This window comes from Sphingomonas sp. PEI4, from assembly GCF_056679955.1.
In genome coordinates, this window is record NZ_CM155258.1 from 1,849,248 (window position 1) to 1,866,679 (window position 17,432).

Annotated in this window: 13 protein-coding genes; 3 read left to right on the plus strand and 10 right to left on the minus strand. The window is 65.1% G+C overall.

The features are described 5' to 3' along the window. Window positions 1–61 precede the first annotated feature (61 nt). The 10 genes from AC1MLZ_RS08455 to rpiA form a co-directional block, all read right to left on the minus strand. Window positions 62–1,831 (minus strand): DEAD/DEAH box helicase, encoded by a 1,770-nt coding sequence (locus tag AC1MLZ_RS08455; RefSeq protein ID WP_480961250.1) that lies wholly within the window; start codon window positions 1,829–1,831, stop codon window positions 62–64. 56 nt (window positions 1,832–1,887) lie between these two features. Beyond that, window positions 1,888–3,012 (minus strand): BaiN/RdsA family NAD(P)/FAD-dependent oxidoreductase, encoded by a 1,125-nt coding sequence (locus AC1MLZ_RS08460; RefSeq protein WP_480961504.1) that lies wholly within the window; start codon window positions 3,010–3,012, stop codon window positions 1,888–1,890. A 521-nt stretch (window positions 3,013–3,533) separates the two neighbouring features. Further along, window positions 3,534–3,716: a hypothetical protein gene (locus AC1MLZ_RS08465; protein WP_480961251.1), complete on the minus strand. Its 183-nt coding sequence runs from the start codon at window positions 3,714–3,716 to the stop codon at window positions 3,534–3,536. Then, window positions 3,716–4,183, minus strand: a complete 468-nt coding sequence (locus AC1MLZ_RS08470) for a GreA/GreB family elongation factor (protein WP_480961252.1) — start codon at window positions 4,181–4,183, stop codon at window positions 3,716–3,718. Before AC1MLZ_RS08470 ends, AC1MLZ_RS08465 begins: the two co-directional genes overlap by 1 nt. Before the next feature lie 4 nt (window positions 4,184–4,187). Beyond that, window positions 4,188–4,931, minus strand: a complete 744-nt coding sequence (locus tag AC1MLZ_RS08475) for an HAD-IIB family hydrolase (protein WP_480961253.1) — start codon at window positions 4,929–4,931, stop codon at window positions 4,188–4,190. Continuing rightward, entirely contained in the window at window positions 4,928–5,740 is an 813-nt protein-coding gene (locus tag AC1MLZ_RS08480) for a Cof-type HAD-IIB family hydrolase (protein WP_480961254.1), read from the minus strand. The genes AC1MLZ_RS08475 and AC1MLZ_RS08480 overlap by 4 nt, the downstream gene beginning before the upstream one ends. Next, complete coding sequence (gnd, locus tag AC1MLZ_RS08485; RefSeq protein WP_480961255.1) at window positions 5,737–6,720, minus strand: phosphogluconate dehydrogenase (NAD(+)-dependent, decarboxylating); 984 nt, start codon at window positions 6,718–6,720, stop codon at window positions 5,737–5,739. The genes AC1MLZ_RS08480 and gnd overlap by 4 nt, the downstream gene beginning before the upstream one ends. Before the next feature lie 126 nt (window positions 6,721–6,846). Further along, complete coding sequence (tal, locus tag AC1MLZ_RS08490) at window positions 6,847–7,971, minus strand: transaldolase (protein ID WP_480961256.1); 1,125 nt, start codon at window positions 7,969–7,971, stop codon at window positions 6,847–6,849. Then, window positions 7,971–10,064, minus strand: coding sequence for a transketolase (gene tkt / locus AC1MLZ_RS08495; protein WP_480961257.1), 2,094 nt, complete (start codon window positions 10,062–10,064; stop codon window positions 7,971–7,973). Before tkt ends, tal begins: the two co-directional genes overlap by 1 nt. 72 nt (window positions 10,065–10,136) lie before the next feature. Next, window positions 10,137–10,817: a ribose-5-phosphate isomerase RpiA gene (gene rpiA, locus AC1MLZ_RS08500; protein ID WP_480961258.1), complete on the minus strand. Its 681-nt coding sequence runs from the start codon at window positions 10,815–10,817 to the stop codon at window positions 10,137–10,139. Window positions 10,818–11,300: 483 nt separating this feature from the next. Between rpiA and AC1MLZ_RS08505 the strand changes: the two genes are divergently transcribed. The 3 genes from AC1MLZ_RS08505 to AC1MLZ_RS08515 are packed head-to-tail and all read left to right on the plus strand — an operon-like array spanning window position 11,301 to window position 17,404. Further along, the gene (locus AC1MLZ_RS08505; protein ID WP_480961505.1) at window positions 11,301–12,524 is read left to right on the plus strand and encodes an efflux RND transporter periplasmic adaptor subunit; all 1,224 of its coding nucleotides are present in this window, start codon (window positions 11,301–11,303) and stop codon (window positions 12,522–12,524) included. Between the two features lie 6 nt (window positions 12,525–12,530). Then, entirely contained in the window at window positions 12,531–15,806 is a 3,276-nt protein-coding gene (locus AC1MLZ_RS08510) for a multidrug efflux RND transporter permease subunit (protein WP_480961259.1), read from the plus strand. Beyond that, window positions 15,803–17,404, plus strand: coding sequence for an efflux transporter outer membrane subunit (locus tag AC1MLZ_RS08515; protein ID WP_480961260.1), 1,602 nt, complete (start codon window positions 15,803–15,805; stop codon window positions 17,402–17,404). Before AC1MLZ_RS08510 ends, AC1MLZ_RS08515 begins: the two co-directional genes overlap by 4 nt. The last annotated feature ends 28 nt before the right edge of the window (window positions 17,405–17,432 follow it).

The window sequence follows — 17,432 nt, forward strand, 5'->3', positions numbered from 1 at the left end:
CAGGATGACGGAGGTCTTGCGGGCCACGCGCCATTCCCTGACGAGAATGGCGCAAAGGCCCTCAGCTACGCTCGCGATTGCCGCGATACGGCGGCTTGCGCGCAGGCGCCGGACCGCCACGCGGGGCCGCGCGGTGCAGCGTCGAGCGCGGACCGCTCGCATTGCTGCGACCGCCGCCACCGCCATCATGCCGCGCACCGCTCTCCGGCGCGCCCTGCATCGCCTCGATCGCCACGCCGCTCTCTTCCTCACCAGATTGAGCAGTCCGCTGGATCGCCGCCGAAAAGCGCGACGCCACAGCGCGCGGAATCTCGAACGCGGTCTCGTTCGGCCCGATCCGGATCGCACCGATTTCCGACTTGGTGATATGCCCGCGACGGCAGATCAGCGGCAGGATCCAGCGCGGATCGGCATTCTGGCGACGACCGATGTCCATCCGGAACCACACGGTGTCCTCGAAACCCGCCCGCGGCCCCTGCGAACGATCGTCCTGCGTCGGCTGCTTGCTCTGGTCGATCAGGTCCTCGGCCTGCGGCATCGTCGCGCGGTGCATGTGCACCAGCGCCGCGGCGATATCCTCAGGAGTCTTCTCGGCCATCAGGCGGACGGCGAGTGCGCGATCCTCCTCCTCGACCTCGACCGGCTGCAACAGCATGCCGATCAGCCGCTCGTGATCGTTCTTGCGGATGTCCTCCGCGGTCGGGGCGTTGACCCACTCCGCGTTGATCTTCGCACCGCGGAGCATCATCTCGACGCGACGGCGACGCGGGAACGGCACGATCAGGACGGCGGTGCCCTTCTTGCCCGCACGACCGGTACGACCCGAGCGATGCTGGAGCGTCTCGGCATCGCGCGGCAGTTCGACGTGCACGACGAGGCTGAGCGTCGGCAGATCGATACCGCGTGCAGCAACGTCGGTCGCCACGCAGACGCGGGCACGACGGTCGCGCAGAGCCTGCAACGCTGCGTTACGCTCGTTCTGCGAATGCTCGCCGGACAAAGCGACGGCGGCAAAGCCACGCTCGACCAGGCTGGCGTGCAGATGACGCACGTTGTCGCGAGTCGCGCAGAACAGCATCGCCGTCTCCGCCTCGTGAAAGCGCAGCAGGTTGATCACCGCATGCTCGATCTCGGACGGCGAGACCGTGACGGCCTGATACGAGATATCGCCATGACCGCGATCCTCGCCGACGGTCGAAATCCGCAGCGCGTCCTTCTGGTAACGCTTGGCGAGCGCGACGATCGGCCGCGGCATCGTCGCGGAGAACAGCAGCGTGCGGCGGCTCTCTGGCGACGCGTCGAGAATCTGCTCGAGATCCTCGCGGAAGCCCATGTCGAGCATCTCGTCGGCCTCATCGAGCACCGCGACCTTCAGGGCCGACAGGTCGAGCGCGCCACGCTCGAGATGATCGCGCAGACGGCCCGGCGTGCCGACGACGATATGCGCGCCGTGTGCGAGCGAACGACGCTCCTTGGACGCGTCCATCCCGCCGACGCAGGTCGAGATCCGCGCACCGGCCTTGGCATAAAGCCACATCAGCTCGCGGCTGACCTGGAGCGCGAGCTCGCGAGTCGGTGCGATGCACAAGACGAGCGGCTTGTGCGGTGCGGGCAGGCGCTGGACGCCGTCCTCGCCGGCTTCACCGAGCAGTTCGCCGGCCATCGCCAGGCCGAACGCGACGGTCTTGCCCGAGCCGGTCTGCGCCGACACGACGAGATCGCGACCGATCGCATTGTCCTCGATGACGTGCGATTGAACGGGGGTGAGCGCGGTATAGCCGCGCGCTTCGAGCGCTTCGGAAAGAAGCGACGGAATATTTGTAAAAGGCATGTACGTCCTAGTTGGTGGCCGGCTTACGCTACGGCAAGGCGCTGGCGAGGTTGTCCCTACAGGACTTGACCCGCGGCCCACCCGCTCGACCATGCCCATTGGAAGTTGTAGCCGCCGAGCCACCCTGTGACATCGACCGCTTCGCCGACTGCATACAGCATTGGTACGCGTTTGGCTTGCATTGTTTGCGAAGAGAGTTCCGCAGTGCTGATTCCGCCAGCCGTCACCTCGGCCTTGGCATAGCCTTCTGAGCCATTTGGCGTGAATTTCCAATGACTTAGCGCTCGTTCGGCGTCTTGGAGCTTGCGGTCGGTAAGCGTCGAAATCTCGCCGCCCATGCCCAATCGCTCGCTTAAAGTCTCCGCGAGTCGGTCAGGAAGCGTGCCGCCGAGCAGTTTTCGCAGAGTCGCGCGCGGCGTGGTACGCTTGGCGGCGGGAAGCCAGCCGGACTCGCGATCGGGCAAGAAATCGATCCCGACGGGCTGGCCGTGGCGCCAATAGGACGACACCTGCAGGATCGCCGGGCCGGACAGGCCGCGGTGCGTGAACAGCGCGGCTTCACGGAACGCAGTCTTGCCGGCGGTCGCGACAACTTCTGCGGCGACTCCCGACAGTTCACGGAACAGTGTTTCATCGCCGCCCAGCGTCAGCGGGACTAGTGCGGGGCGCGGCTCGACGACCTTCAGCCCGAACTGCCGCGCGAGATCATAGGCAAACCCGGTGGCCCCCATCTTCGGGATCGATGGGCCTCCGGTTGCGATGACCAGCGCGGGCGCGGTGACGGTGCGGCCGTCGAGCGATACCCGGTAGCGGCCATCGGCATGTTCGACCGATGTGACTGCACGGCCGAGTGACAGGTCGACACGGCCTTTGTCGCATTCGTCGAGCAGCATATCGACGATCTGTCGTGCAGAGCCGTCGCAGAAGAGTTGCCCGAGCGTCTTCTCGTGCCACGCAATCCCGTAGGATCCGACGAGCGCGAGGAAGTCCTGCGCGGTGTAGCGGCCGAGCGCGGACTTGGCGAAATGCGGGTTGGCGGAGATGTAGCGATCCGCCGCAGTGTGGACGTTGGTGAAGTTGCACCGCCCGCCCCCGGAGATCAGGATCTTCTTCCCCGCCTGCTCCGCATGATCGACAAGCAGGATCTTCCGCCCACGTTGCCCCGCAACCGCGGCGCACATGAGGCCGGCGGCGCCTGCCCCGAGAATGATGGCGTCGTAGTCGGACAAGTGTAGCTCCGTGCGGCATGCGAGCCACTAATCAAGAATGTTTCCCCGCGAAGGCGGGGACCCAGACTGGGCTCCCGCCTTCGCGGGAGAACAAGTTGGGGTGCGGGCTGTAGCGCGTTCGGGATCGGTCACATAGGTGGTGCCCCACATATCTGCCCGGCCCCTCCAGCACGCCAAGAACAACACCACCCCGGCGAAGGCCGGGCCCAATCTGGGGACAGCAATGACGCAGGTCGCGCGTTGTTACTTGGACCTTTCCAATTGGACCCCGGCTTTCGCCGGGTTGGTGACATAAGGAAGGGCGTGGAGGAGCGGAAGTTTCCGACGGTACAGCGGCCCCAACGCGAGCCCCCTACTGCTCCCTCTCCCCTCCGGGGAGAGGGCCGGGGTGAGGGGCAGCCAAGCAGTGCGCGCCCGGTACAGCCCCTCACCCAACCCTCTCCCCGGAGGGGAGAGGGCTCCTCGCTCCCAAACTACCGCAGCTTAGCGATATTCAGCGAGTCTTCCTTCGCCCGAACCTTCACCGACTCCTCACTCCGAGTCAGCGCCTTGGCGATCGCCTTCAGCGCCATGCCCTTCTTGGCAAGCGTATGCAGCTTCTGGATCTCGTCTTGGGTCCAGGGTTGGCGATGCCTTTCGAATTTCTCAGCAGCCATCAGCCGTCATCCTTGTCGATCGCCAAAACCTCGATCGCATCCGCCTTACCCGCAAACGCAACCTTCTCGCCAACCGCCGCGCCCATCAGCGCGCGCGCCAACGGAGCAGAGAACGCCAGCCGATCCGCACTGGGCTCGGCCTCGTCGCCACCGACGATCGCTATAACCCGTTCTGCACCGTTCATCCGCACGCGAACACGCGAGCCGATCCCGACCTCGTCCTCCTCGGGCGAAGGCGCGATCTCGGCGGTTGTCTGGCGCGTGTGCCAATAGCGCAGGTCGCGCAAAAGCAGTTTGCGCGCCTCCTCGTCGGTCTCCGCCGCAACCGCAGCCTCGATCGCGACGACCCGCTCGCCAATCAACCGCAACCCTCGCGCAGTGACCAAATTCAGCCCCGGCGCGATCGGCTGTTCGAACTTCGGTTCGAGGTGTTCCTCATCGCTCTCACGGCGAAACGCAACGCTCATGCTCTTACTTCAGGCACGCGACGATCCCGGCGATCGCCGCCAGCGTGCCATCGACATTCTTCACCTTCACGACGTCCAGCCCAAGCTGTTCCGCCGGATAATCATTCCCGCCCGGAAAAATCGCGTCGCCGATGAACATCATCTTGTCGAGCGCGATGCCGCTCGCATCGCTGAGCTTCTTCAAGCCATACGCCTTGTCGACACCCTCGCGCGTGATGTCGATCGAGGTCGCACCACCCATGTTGATCGACAGCCCCGGCAGGCGCTGGCGCAGGTCGGCCTGGATCACTTTCCGCTTGGCGAAATCCGGATCCCAGCTGTGCTTGGCATCGATCGGCGCTTCCTGACCCAAGGCAGAGAACGTGATCTGGCTGCCACGATCCTCGATCCGCTCGCCCCAGGTCTGCTCGGGCACGAAGCCGGTCGCTTCCAAGGACTCGTCGAATGCGGTCAAAATCTTCTGCTTCTCGTCCTCCTCGAACAGCTCGGCATACACCGCGCGCCATTCGTCATCGAACCGGTACAGCTTCGTCCCCGTCGTCGGCATCAGCCAAAGCTTCGTCCGATCCGCACGCTCGGGCAGGCGCGAAGCAACCTGCTTTTCGAACTGCGGCCAGTCGCCCCCAGAGATCACGGCGACATGCGCGACGTCGAGCAGGTTCGCCAACGCCTCGCCCATCGGCTCCTGCAAGGGCTGTTTGCTTTCGGCCAGCGTTCCGTCGAGGTCGAAGGCAACGAGGTCTTTCATGCGGAAACTCCGGTAAGGATAAACGTGTCGATCGCGTGGGCTACGCCGTCCGCATCGTTCGCGCTGGTAATCTGGTGGACGACGTCGCGGACATTCTGCGGTGCGTTGCCCATCGCGATCGCGAGCTTCACGCGCTTGAGCATCGCGATGTCGTTGGCCTGATCGCCGATCGCCGCGGTCTCGGTCAGCGAGATACCGAACGCGTCCGCCAGTTCCTCGATGCCGCTACCCTTGTTGCCGGCGACGGGCGTGATGTCGAGATAATAGGTCTGGGATTGAACGATCGTCGCCTGCGCATCGAACTTCGCCGCCACCTTGGCGTGCAGGTCCCGCAACAGGTCTTCGTCGTCGCTGACGAACGTCACCTTGTCCGCCTTGGCGAGCAGGTCGGAAAAGTCGGAGACGATCACCGGATCCTGCGCGGAGGCTTTCCGCTCGCTGCCGACATGCCCGCCCTGATCGGTGCTGGCGTACCAGACGTCGTCCGCGAAGAACCACGTATCGACCGGCGCGTCTCCAATGATCTCCATCGCGCCGCGCACGACATCGACGTCGATCATGTGATGCTCGATCACGGTGCCGTCGCGCTTGAACACGATCCCACCGTTAAAGGCGCCCATCGGCTCGTCGATGCCCAGCAGATCCGCGATCGGCATCATCCCCGACCGCGGCCGTGCGCTGATGATCGTGAAGCCGAGACCCGCCGCCTTCAGCCGCATGACCGCGTCGACGGTCGCGGGCGTGACCTTCTTCTCCTTGTCGACGAGCGTGCCGTCGACATCGGAGACGAGCAGCTTGATACCACTCACTGTGGCATCTCGACGTGACCGCCAAAGCCGAAGCGCATCGCCGACAACAGCTTGTCGCCGAACGTGTGGTCCACCCGGCTGCGATACCGCGCATACAAAGCGGCGGTCAGCACGTTGGCGGGGACCTTCTCCTCCATCGCCGCATCGATCGTCCACTGGCCCTCGCCCGAATCCGCGACGCTGCCGCTATACCCTTCGAGGTTGCCGTCCTTCGCCAGCGCGATCGCCGACAGGTCGAGCAGCCACGACGAGATCACGCTGCCACGCCGCCAGACTTCGGCGACGTCCACCAGGTTGATGTCGAACCGCTGGTCCTCCGCGACATGCTCACCGGACTTGCCCTTGAGGATGTCGAAGCCCTCGGCATAGGCCTGCATCAGGCCATATTCGATGCCGTTATGCACCATCTTGACGAAGTGTCCGGCGCCCGGCGGGCCTGCGTGGATATAGCCCTTCTCCGCTCGCGGATCGGCGACGCCTTCGACGCGGCCCGGCGTGCGGACGATATCGCCCGTGCCCGGTGCCAGCGTGTCGAAGATCGGATCGAGCAGGTCGACGGTGTCCTTGTCGCCGCCGATCATCATGCAATATCCGCGCTCCAGGCCCCACACGCCACCCGACGTACCGACGTCGACATAATGGATGCCCTTCTCGGCGAGCAGCTTCGCGCGGCGGACGTCGTCCTTGTAGAAGCTGTTGCCGCCGTCGATGACGATATCGCCCTCGGACGCCTTGTCGGCGATCGCGGTGATGGTATCCTCGGTCGGGCCGCCGGCGGGGAGCATCACCCACCAGATCGCCGGGCTGTCGAGCTTGCCGCGCATGTCGTCGATAGAATCCGCGGCCGTAGCTCCGTCGGCAGCGAGTTTCTTCACGGCCTCCGCATCGCGGTCGAACGCGACGACCTCATGGCCGTTCCTCATCAACCGGCGCGCGATATTGCCGCCCATCCGGCCGAGGCCGATCAGTCCGATCTTCATGGGGAATTCCTTGCTTACCCCCTCTCCCCGCCGGGGAGAGGGTTGGGGTGAGAGGCAGTTGGGGAGGGCAGCGCTCGCGGCACCCCTCACCCCCCCCTCTCCCCGACGGGGAGAGGGAGCAGAAGGTCAGGCCGTCGCCGGCTGCTTCTTCGCGATCGAGCCGAGCAAATCGTCGAACGCCTTCACGAACGAAGCGACGCCCTCTTCGACCAGCTTGCCGGTCACGCCGTTGAGGTCGAGCCCGAGTCGTTCCGCTTCTGCCAGCACGTGCTTCGCCGCATCGACATCCGCCGTGATCGTCTCCGCCGCGGTACCATGATCGCGGAACGCATCCATCGTCTTCGGCGGCATGGTATTGACCGTATCCTTGCCGATCAGCGTGTCGATATAGAGCGTGTCGGGGTAGCTCGGGTCCTTCACGCCGGTCGACGCCCACAGCAGGCGCTGCGGCTGCGCACCCTTGGCGGCGAGCGCCTGCCAGCGATCCGACTTCAGGAACTCCAGATACCATTGATATGCCATCTTCGCGTTGGCGATTGCGACCTTGCCGCGCACTGCCTTCAGCGCCTCGGCATCGGCATCGCCCTTCTCGACGCGCGCATCGATCTCCTTGTCGATCGACGCATCGATCCGGCTGACGAAGAAGCTGGCGACGCTGGCGATCTTGTCGATCGGCTGCCCCTGGCGAACGCGCTCCTCGAGCCCCATGGCATAAGCCTCGGCGACGCGGATATACGCGTCGAGCGCGAACAGCAGCGTGACGTTGACGTTGATCCCGCTCGCGATCGTCGACGCAATCGCCGGACCGCCCGCAAGCGTCCCCGGAATCTTGATCATCAGGTTCGGCCGGTCGACCATCCCCCAAAGCTTCTTGGCTTCGTCGATCGTCTCGTCGGTATCGTCCGAGATATAGGGCGACACTTCGAGGCTGACATAGCCATCCTTCGCGTCGAGCCTGTCGTACACCGGCTTCAACGTCTCCGCCGCCGCCTTGATGTCCTGGATCGCCAGATGCTCGTAGCGGTCGATCGTCGCCGCGCCGGGATGCTGCTTGTCATATTCGGCCAGCGTCGAGTCATAAGCAACGCCGTGACCCATCGCCTTTTCGAAAATCGACGGATTCGACGTGACGCCGGTCAGGCCATCCTCATCGACCAGCTTCTGGAGACCACCGGCCTCCAGGAACTTCCGATCGACGAAATCGAGCCATACTGCCTGGCCGAAGCCTTCGAGATCGTTGAGCGCGCCCATCACTTTGTCTCCATAACCTGGCGGGCCACCTTGACGACATTGTCGACGGTGAACCCGAACTTGTCCTGCAGCTTGGCGAGCGGTGCCGAAGCCCCGAAGGTCGACATCGTCACAGTCGCGCCGTCGAGCCCGACATAGCGGTCCCAACCGATCGACCCGGCCATCTCGACCGCAACGCGCGCCCGCACTTCGCGCGGCAGCACGCTTTCCTTGTAAGCGGCATCCTGCAGTTCGTAGCGATACCAGCTCGGCATCGACACGACCCGGCTCTTCACGCCGTCCGCCAGCAGCTTTTCATGCGCCTCGATCACTAGCGACAATTCGCTGCCGGTCGCGATCAGGATCACGTCGGGCGTGCCGTCGCTGTCGGCGAGGACGTAGCCGCCCTGCTCGACACCGTCCGCGCTGGCATACTTCGTCCGGTCCAGCGTCGGCAGAGCCTGGCGCGAGAGGATCAGCGCGGCCGGCGTGCTGGCATCCTTCAACACCGCCTTGTACGCAGCGGCGACTTCGTTCGCATCGCCCGGACGGATCGTATCGAGCCCCGGAATGGCGCGCAGCGTGGCGAGATGCTCGATCGGCTGGTGCGTCGGGCCGTCCTCACCGACGCCGATGGAATCATGCGTGAACACCCAGATCGCACCGACTTCCATAATCGCCGACAGGCGCACCGGCGCGCGCATGTAATCGACGAACACCAGGAAGGTGGAGCCGTAGGAGCGCAGGTGCGACAGCGCCATGCCGTTGACGACCGCGCCCATGCCGTGTTCGCGGACGCCGAAGTGGAAGTTCTGGCCGCCATAATTATTGGCTTCGAACGATCCGGCACCCTTGATGTCGGTCTTGGTCGATGGCGCGAGATCGGCGGATCCACCGATCAGCCAGGGAACCTTGCCCGCGATCGCATTCAGCACCTTGCCGCCGGAATCACGGCTGGCGATACCCTTGGGATCTGCGTCGAACACCGGGATATCGGCATCCCAGCCCTCGGGCAGCTTGTCCTTGAGCATCAAGTCGAGCTCGCCCGACAGCTCCGGGTAAGCGTCACGGTACTTGTCGGTCATCGCGACCCACTCGTCGCGCAGCTTGGCGCCACGCTCGGCGATCGCACCGTTGAAATGCTCGACCACGCCGTCCGGCACGTAGAACGACTTGTCCTCGGGCCAGCCATACGCCTTCTTCGTCAGGCGGATATTCTCTTCGCCGAGCGGCTCGCCGTGGGCCTTCTCGCTGCCCGCCTTGGGGCTGCCATAACCGATCACAGAATGCACGACGATGAAGGTCGGCTTGTCATTGGTCGCCTTAAACGTCTCGATCGCCCGCGACAGTGCCGCAGTGTCGTTCGCGTCGTCGATGTGGATGACGTTCCAGCCATACGCATCGAAACGAAGCCCGACATCCTCGTCGAACGCGAGATCGGTCGCGCCTTCGATCGAGATGTGGTTGCTGTCGTAGATCCAGCAGAGGTTCGAGAGCTTGAGGTGACCGGCAAGGCTCGCAGCCTCGGCTGAGACGCCCTCCATCATGTCGCCGTCGCCGCACAGCGTGTAGATGTCGTGGTCGAACAGCGGAAAGCCGTCCTTGTTATAGCGTGCCGCAAGCCAACGCTCGGCGATCGCCATGCCGACGGAGTTGCCGCAACCCTGGCCGAGCGGGCCCGTGGTGGTCTCGACGCCGGTGGTGTGGCGATATTCGGGGTGGCCGGGGGTCTTCGAGGAGAGCTGGCGGAACTGCTCGATATCCTTGAGGCTGACGGCTTCCTTGCCAGTCTTGTTGCCCTCGGCGTCGATCTCTTCGATCTTGGCGAGGTGGATCAGCGAATACAGCAGCATCGACGCATGCCCGACCGACAGCACGAAGCGATCACGGTTGGGCCAGTCGGCGTGCTTGGGATCATAGCGCAGGAACTTCGACCAGAGCGTGTAGCCGACCGGCGCCAGCGCCATCGGCGTACCGGGGTGACCGGAATTGGCTTTCTGCACCGCGTCCATCGACAACGTGCGAATGGTGTCGATCGCGAGGCGTTCGGGCGAACCATCCTCGTGCAGCATGGGGTCCGCCTTGGCGGCGGTGGCGGTTGCGGTATCGGACATGGGAGTAAAAGCCTCGCTCTAGACTGTGACCGAACGCCGCGCATCCGATCTGGTTGCCAAGATAGGGAGCCTTTAGGCCGATGCACCCGCCCGTTCCAGTCGCGTAACGATGCCGTTGGTTGCAATATACGCGGCATCCACCTCGTCAAGGAACAGGCCGTGGCCGAGAATGCCAGGGATCGCGGAAAGGGCGGCAGCGGTTGCTCGGGGGTCTTCGAGCGAAGGACAATGGCAGTCGACGACTAGATTGCCTTGGTCGGTCCGATACTTGTCGCGGATGATGGGGGCAGCACCCATGTCGGTCAGCACGCGCATTACATAGCCACCGGCGAAGGGTATCACCTCGACCGGCAGCTTGGCGGCACCGATCCGCTCGACCCGCTTCGAGCCATCCGCGATCACGACCATCCGTGCCGAGGCTGCGGCGACGATCTTCTCACGCAGCATCGCCCCGCCTGCGCCCTTGATGGCAAAGCAGCGCGAGTCGATCTCGTCTGCGCCGTCTATCGTGAGGTCGACATCGGCAATCTTAGCGAAATCGAGGATTTCGATGCCGAGTTCGCGGGCGAGTTTGCCGGAGGCTTCTGAGGTGACGACCGCTCGGATCGCCAAACCCTCCGCGACACGCTCGCCAAGCGCCTGGATCGCGAACGCCGCGGTGGAGCCGGTGCCAAGGCCAACCAGCATCCCGTCCCGAACTTCCGCCACGGCAGCAACCGCCGCGGCCTTCTTGTCGTCGTCGATCGAAGCCATCAGCGCATCCTTCCGTCATGCCGGGCTCGTTCCGGCAACCACTGCTCAACGCGCCCGCGAGATTTTGGTTTGGAGGTCTCGCGCAACAAGCACCACCCCGGCGAAGGCCGGAGCCCAGTTGGGGGACGTTACTAACGAAGCGCAGTCCCTCGTTACCACGACCTCTCCAATTGGGCCCCGGCCTTCGCCGGGGTGGTGCCGTGGCTTAGGGAACGTGCTGTGGCTGCATGGTGGCTCGTGTGAATGCGGAGCGCACTCTTCCTTGTTCTCCCGCGAAGGCGGGAGCCCAGTCTGGATCCCCGCCTTCGCGGGGAAACACTCTAGTCCACGTTGGCGGACGTCCCCCGCAAAATACCCCAACCGATCAACCAGGTTACTCTTTCTACCCTATTTCTCGCCCCCGCTTTTCAACTGACACACTTCTGGTACATCCGCGTGGTTTAGCCTGGGGCAACACCCGATCGCGAGCGGATACCAAACTTGATAGCCACACGATTTTCTGCGCGGCCGTACACCATCCTGCTGGTGCCCGCACTGGCGCTTGCGGCCTGCTCCGGCGGCGGCGACAAGGCGCAAGGCAAGGCCGGCCGTGGTGGTCAGCCCGGCCAGGGCACCCCGACCGTTGGCTATGTCGTCGTCCAGCCGACCAGCGTCGCGATGACCACCGAACTGAGCGGCCGCACCACCGCGTTCGAAAGCTCGGACGTGCGGCCCCAGGTCACCGGGATCATCCGCCGCCGCTTCTTCACCGAAGGTACGCTCGTCAAGAAGGGCCAGCCGCTCTACGAGATCGACCCGCGCCTCTATCGCGCTGCCGCCAACGAAGCGCAGGCCAACCTGCAGAGCGCGCGCGCCAACCAGCAGGCACAAAACATTCTCGCGCAGCGCTACAAGCCGCTCGCCGAGATGGAGGCGATCAGCCAACAGGACTATACCAACGCGGTCGCCACCTCGCGGCAGGCCACCGCCTCGGTCGCGCAAACGCGTGCAGCGCTCGAAACCGCGCAGATCAACCTCAAGTTCACCACCGTCCCCGCGCCGATTACCGGGCGCATCGGGCGTTCGCTGTTCACCGTCGGCGCGCTCGTCTCCGCGACGCAGACCGATCCACTCGCGCAGATTCAGCGACTCGATCCGATGTTCGTCGACATCCAGCAATCCTCTGGCGACCTGCTCGCGCTCAGGCGTTCGCTCGGCCAGAACGGCATCGTCGCGACCGAGGCACGGGTTCGCCTGACGCTGGAAGACGGCAGCGAATATGGCGCGACCGGCTCCGTCCAGTTCGCCGAGGCGCTGGTCAACACCGAGACCGGCACGGTGACGCTCCGTGCCCGCTTCCCCAATCCGCAGGGCCTGCTGCTCCCCGGCATGTTCGTCCAGGCCAAGTTCGCGCAGGCGATTAACCAGCGCGCGTTCCTCGTGCCGCAGGCGGGCGTCTCGCGCGACGCGAAGGGCAATGCGACGGTCTATGTCGTCGATGCGAACAACAAGGCGGTGCAGAAGAAGATCAAGGCGGACCGCACGCAGGGCGCGTTCTGGGTGGTCACCGGCGGACTGAACCCCGGCGACCGGATCATCACGCAGGGCCTGTCGAAGATTGCGCCGAACCAGGGCGTGAAGCCGGTGCCCGAAAACGCCGCGCAGAAGATCGAAGCGCCCAAGGATGACTCTTCAGGCGGCCAGTCCAGCCAGAAAAAGGCCGGCTAAGCCCTTATGTTGTCCCGTGTCTTCATCGATCGCCCGATCTTCGCCTGGGTGCTCGCGATCATCGTGATGCTCGGCGGCATCGGCGCGATCATGGCGCTGCCGATCGCGCAGTACCCCGACGTTGCGCCGCCACAGGTGACCGTGCGCGCGTCCTTCCCGGGTGCCAACGCGCAGACCATCCAGAACAGCGTCACGCAGGTCGTCGAGCAATCGCTGACGGGCATCGACGGCCTGATCTATTTCAGCTCGTCGTCGTCGTCTCGTGGGTCGGTGAATATAACGGTGACTTTCGAGAAGGGCACCGATCCGGATATCGCGCAGGTCCAGGTCCAGAACCAGGTCCAGCAGACGCTGTCCCGCCTGCCGCAACAGGTGCAGCAGCAGGGCCTCGTGGTGCGCAAGTCGAACCCCGACAACCTGCTGATCGTCGGCGTCTATGACGAGACCGACAAGCTGACCAACCAGGACGTCTCCGACTATCTCGTCTCGAACCTGCAGGACCCGCTCGGCCGTATTCCGGGCATCGGCGACAGCAACGTGTTCGGCGCGCAGTACGCCATGCGGATCTGGCTGAACCCGAACAAGCTCGCCAGCTACCAGCTGATCCCGAGCGACGTGACGACCGCGATCCAGGCGCAGAACACCGAAGTCGCCGCCGGCGAACTCGGCGGCCAGCCCCAGCCCGATACGCAGATGCTCAACGCGACCGTCACCGCACAGTCGCGCCTCCAGACGCCCGAGCAGTTCGCCAACATCATCCTGAAGACCACCAACGACAGTGCCGTGGTCAAGCTGCGCGACGTCGCGCGGATCGAGCTGGGCGCGGAGAACTACAACGCGCGCAGCCGCGTCAACGCGCATCCCGGCGCCGGTATCGCCGTGCTGCTCGCACCGGGCGCCGATGCGCTCAAGACCGCCGAGCTGGTCAAGGCGTTCGTCGAAAAGTCCGCCAAGAGCTTCCCGCCAGGCCTGAAATTCGCCTACGCGAACGACACCACCGACTTCATCAAGCTGTCGATCGACGAGGTCGTCAAGACGCTGATCGAGGCGGTCATCCTCGTCGTCATCGTCATGTTCGTGTTCCTGCAAAGCTGGCGCGCGACGCTGATCCCGACGATCGCGGTGCCGGTCGTACTGCTCGGCACGTTCGGCGTGTTCTATCTCGCCGGCTTCTCGATCAACACGTTGACGCTGTTCGGGCTCGTGCTCGCGATCGGCCTGCTGGTCGACGACGCGATCGTCGTCGTCGAGAACGTCGAGCGCCTGATGGAAGAGAATCCCGAGATGACGCCTCGGGAGGCGACGATCGAGTCGATGAACGAGATCACCGTCGCGCTGGTCGCGATCGCGCTGGTGCTGTCCGCCGTGTTCCTGCCGATGGCGTTCTTCGGCGGCTCGACCGGCGTGATCTATCGCCAGTTCTCGCTGACGATGGTGTCGGCGATGGTCCTGTCGGTGCTGGTCGCGCTGATCCTCTCCCCCGCCCTCACCGCGACGCTGCTCAAGCAGAAGAAGAAGGACGCCGAAGGCAACCAGGAGAAGAGCTGGGGCGAACGCAAATTCCCGAAGGTCGCGCATTTCTTCACGCGGGCGGGCGACAAGTTCAACAGCGGGTTCGAGAAGGGCACGCAGAAATACACCAGTGCGGTCCAGTCGGTGATCGACCGGAAATGGCTGTTCCTGCTGATCTACGCCGGGACCGTGGCGTTGCTGGCCGTGCTGTTCCTGCGGCTGCCGACGGGCTTCCTGCCGACCGAGGATCAGGGATCGGGCATCGTCCAGTTCCAGCTTCCCGCCGGCGCTACGCAGGGCCGCACGTTCGCGCTGCAGAAGCAGATCGAGCACTATTACTTCACGCAGGAAAAGGCGAACGTCCGCACGATGTTCACCGTCAGCGGCGGCGGTGGCGGCGGCGCGAGCGGCCAGAACACGGGCCAGGGCTTCGTTTCGTTCGCGCCGTGGGAAGACCGCCACGGCAAGGAGAACACCGCCGAGGCGATCACCGGTCGCGCCTCGAAGGCGTTTGCCGGCTTCCGTGATGCGCAGGTCTATTCGCTGGTGCCCCCGGCGGTGCGCGGTCTCGGCTCGTCGAACGGCTTCACGATGCAGTTGCAGAACGCCGGTGGCCTGACCCAGACCGAGTTCAACGCCGCGCGTGACAAGTTGCTCGCGCTCGCCCGCGCCGATTCGTCGCTGACCGCGATCCGCCTGACCGAACTGCCCGATGTCGCCACGTTGCGCGTCGACGCCGACCAGCAGAAACTGTCCACGCTCGGCCTGACTCAGGCGAACGTGAACTCGACGTTGTCGACCGCCTGGGGTGGGCAATATGTGAACGACTTCATCGACCGCGGCCGCGTGAAGCGGGTCTATGTCCAGGGCGACGCGCAGTATCGCGCGCAGCCGTCCGACCTGAGCCAGTGGTTCGTGCGCGGATCGAACGGCCAGATGGCGCCGTTCTCGTCGTTTGCGAAGACCAGCTGGGGGCAGGCACCAACGACGCTGTCGCGCTTCAACGGCATCGCCTCGTACGAGATCCAGGGCTCGGGCGCGCCGGGCGTCAGTTCGGGCGACGCGATGAACCGGATCGCCGAGCTTGCGGGCCAAATCCCCGGCACGTCGGTCGCATGGTCGGGCCTGTCGTATCAGGAACGCCTGTCATCGGGTCAGGCACCCTTCCTCTACGGCCTGTCGCTGCTGGTCGTCTTCCTGTGCCTCGCGGCGCTGTACGAGAGCTGGACGATCCCGATCGCGGTGCTGCTCGTCATTCCGCTCGGCCTGGTCGGCGCGATCCTCGCGGTGACTCTGCGCGGGCTGATCAACGACGTCTATCTCCAGATCGGCCTGCTGACGACGATGGGCCTCGCGGCGAAGAACGCGATCCTGATGATCGAGTTCGCCGAGCAGGAGGAGCGCAAGGGCAAGCGAGTCATCGAGGCGGCGCTGTCCGCGGCGAAGATCCGGTTGCGCCCGATCCTGATGACGTCGTTCGCGTTCATCCTCGGCGTGTTGCCGCTGGCGATCTCGACCGGCGCGGGCGCGAACAGCCGCATTGCGATCGGGACCGCGGTGGTCGGCGGCATGCTGACTGCGACGATCCTGGCGATCTTCTACATCCCGTTGTTCTTCGTCCTCGTCCGCCGTGGCGCGCGCGACGGCATCGCCAAGCTGCGGGGGCGCCCGACCGGTCATCAGGGCGGGCATCACGATACCGATGGCGATCACAACGAACATTTGGGCCCGCCCGAACCACAGGGCCCTCACCGGCCGGAGCCCGCATGATGCGCTCGCTAGTCCTGATCCTTGCCGCGTCGACCGCGCTCGCCGGCTGCTCGCTCGCGCCGAAATACGCGCGCACCGAACTCCCGGTGCCGCCGTCGCTGCCGGTCGGCGACGCGTATCTGCGCCAGTCCGAGGCGACGCTGCCCGCGATCACCTACCGCGACGTGTTCCGCGATCCGCGGCTCCAGCAGATCATCGTCCAGGCGCTGGCGAACAACCGCGATCTCCGCGTCGCCGCCGCCAACATCGCCGCGACCCGCGCGCAATACCGCATCCAACGCGCCGACCTGTTGCCGCAGGTCGATGCCAGCGGACGCTACAGCTATTCGGGTGGCGGCAACGGCAGCCGTAACACCGTCACGAGTGGCGGAACTGGCGGTAATACCGGCACCGGCAATACTGGAACTGGAACTGGAACTGGTACCGGCACGGGTGGCGCTGGTACGGGCGGCGTCGGCACCGGCACCGGCACCGGCACCGGGTCGGTCGTCAGTTCGTCCAGCTCGAACAGCGCCTTTTCGGTCGACCTGGGGACCACTGCGTTCGAGCTCGACCTGTTCGGCCGCATCCGCTCGCTCACCAGCGCCGCGCTCGATCGCTATTTCGCGACCGAAGCCGCCGCGCGCGCCACCCGCCTGACGCTCGTCGGCGACATCGCCGATGCGTGGCTGACCTACGCGTCGGACCAGAGCCTCCTCAAGATCGCACAGGACACCGTCGCCAGTTCGCAGCGCAGCGTCACGCTGACCAACGCGCGTCTGCGCGGCGGCGTCGCGCCGCGCACCGATCTCCGCCAGGCGCAGCAGATCCTGTTCACCGCGCAATCCGACCTCGCACAACAGCGCACCGCGCTCGCGCAGGACGTCAACGCGCTGCAATTGCTCGTCGGTGCGCCGGTCGACGCCAGCCTGTTGCCCGCGTCGATCGAGCAGGCTTTGCCGACCGTCGCCACGCTACCGGCCGGGCTCGACAGCAGCATTCTCCTGCGCCGCCCCGACGTCGTCGAGTCGGAATACCAGCTCCGCGCCACCAACGCCGAGATCGGTGCGGCGCGTGCGGAACTGTTCCCGCGTATCTCGCTCACCGGGATCCTGGGGTTCGCCAGCACGTCTCTGACCTCGCTGTTCAGCGGCGGCGCGTTCAATTATTCGGTCGCGCCATCGGTCAGCTACCCGATCTTCCGTGCGGGAGCCGGGATCGCCGGGGTCGCCTATTCCAAGGCGCAACGCGACGCTGCGCTCGCGACCTATGAGCGGACGATCCAGACCGCGTTCCAGGAAACCGCCGACGCGCTGGCCCGGCAAGGCACGATCGCCGACCAGTTGCAGGCGAACCAGAACTTCTCCGAAGCGGCTTTGGATACGTACCGCCTGTCGGACGCGCGCTATCGCGGCGGGATCGACACGTTCCTCAACTCGCTCGACGCTCAGCGGTCGCTCTACACCGCACAACGCAACCTCGTCGCGACGCAACTCGTCGGCGCGAGCAACCGCGTGACGCTGTACCGCGTGCTGGGCGGGGATTCCACGCTCGAAGCAACCGCAGGAGGGCCAAAACCCGTAACCATGAGCGGCGCACCGCGGGCAGAAACGGACTGACGCGTCGCGGGGGACGGATGCGCCAGAC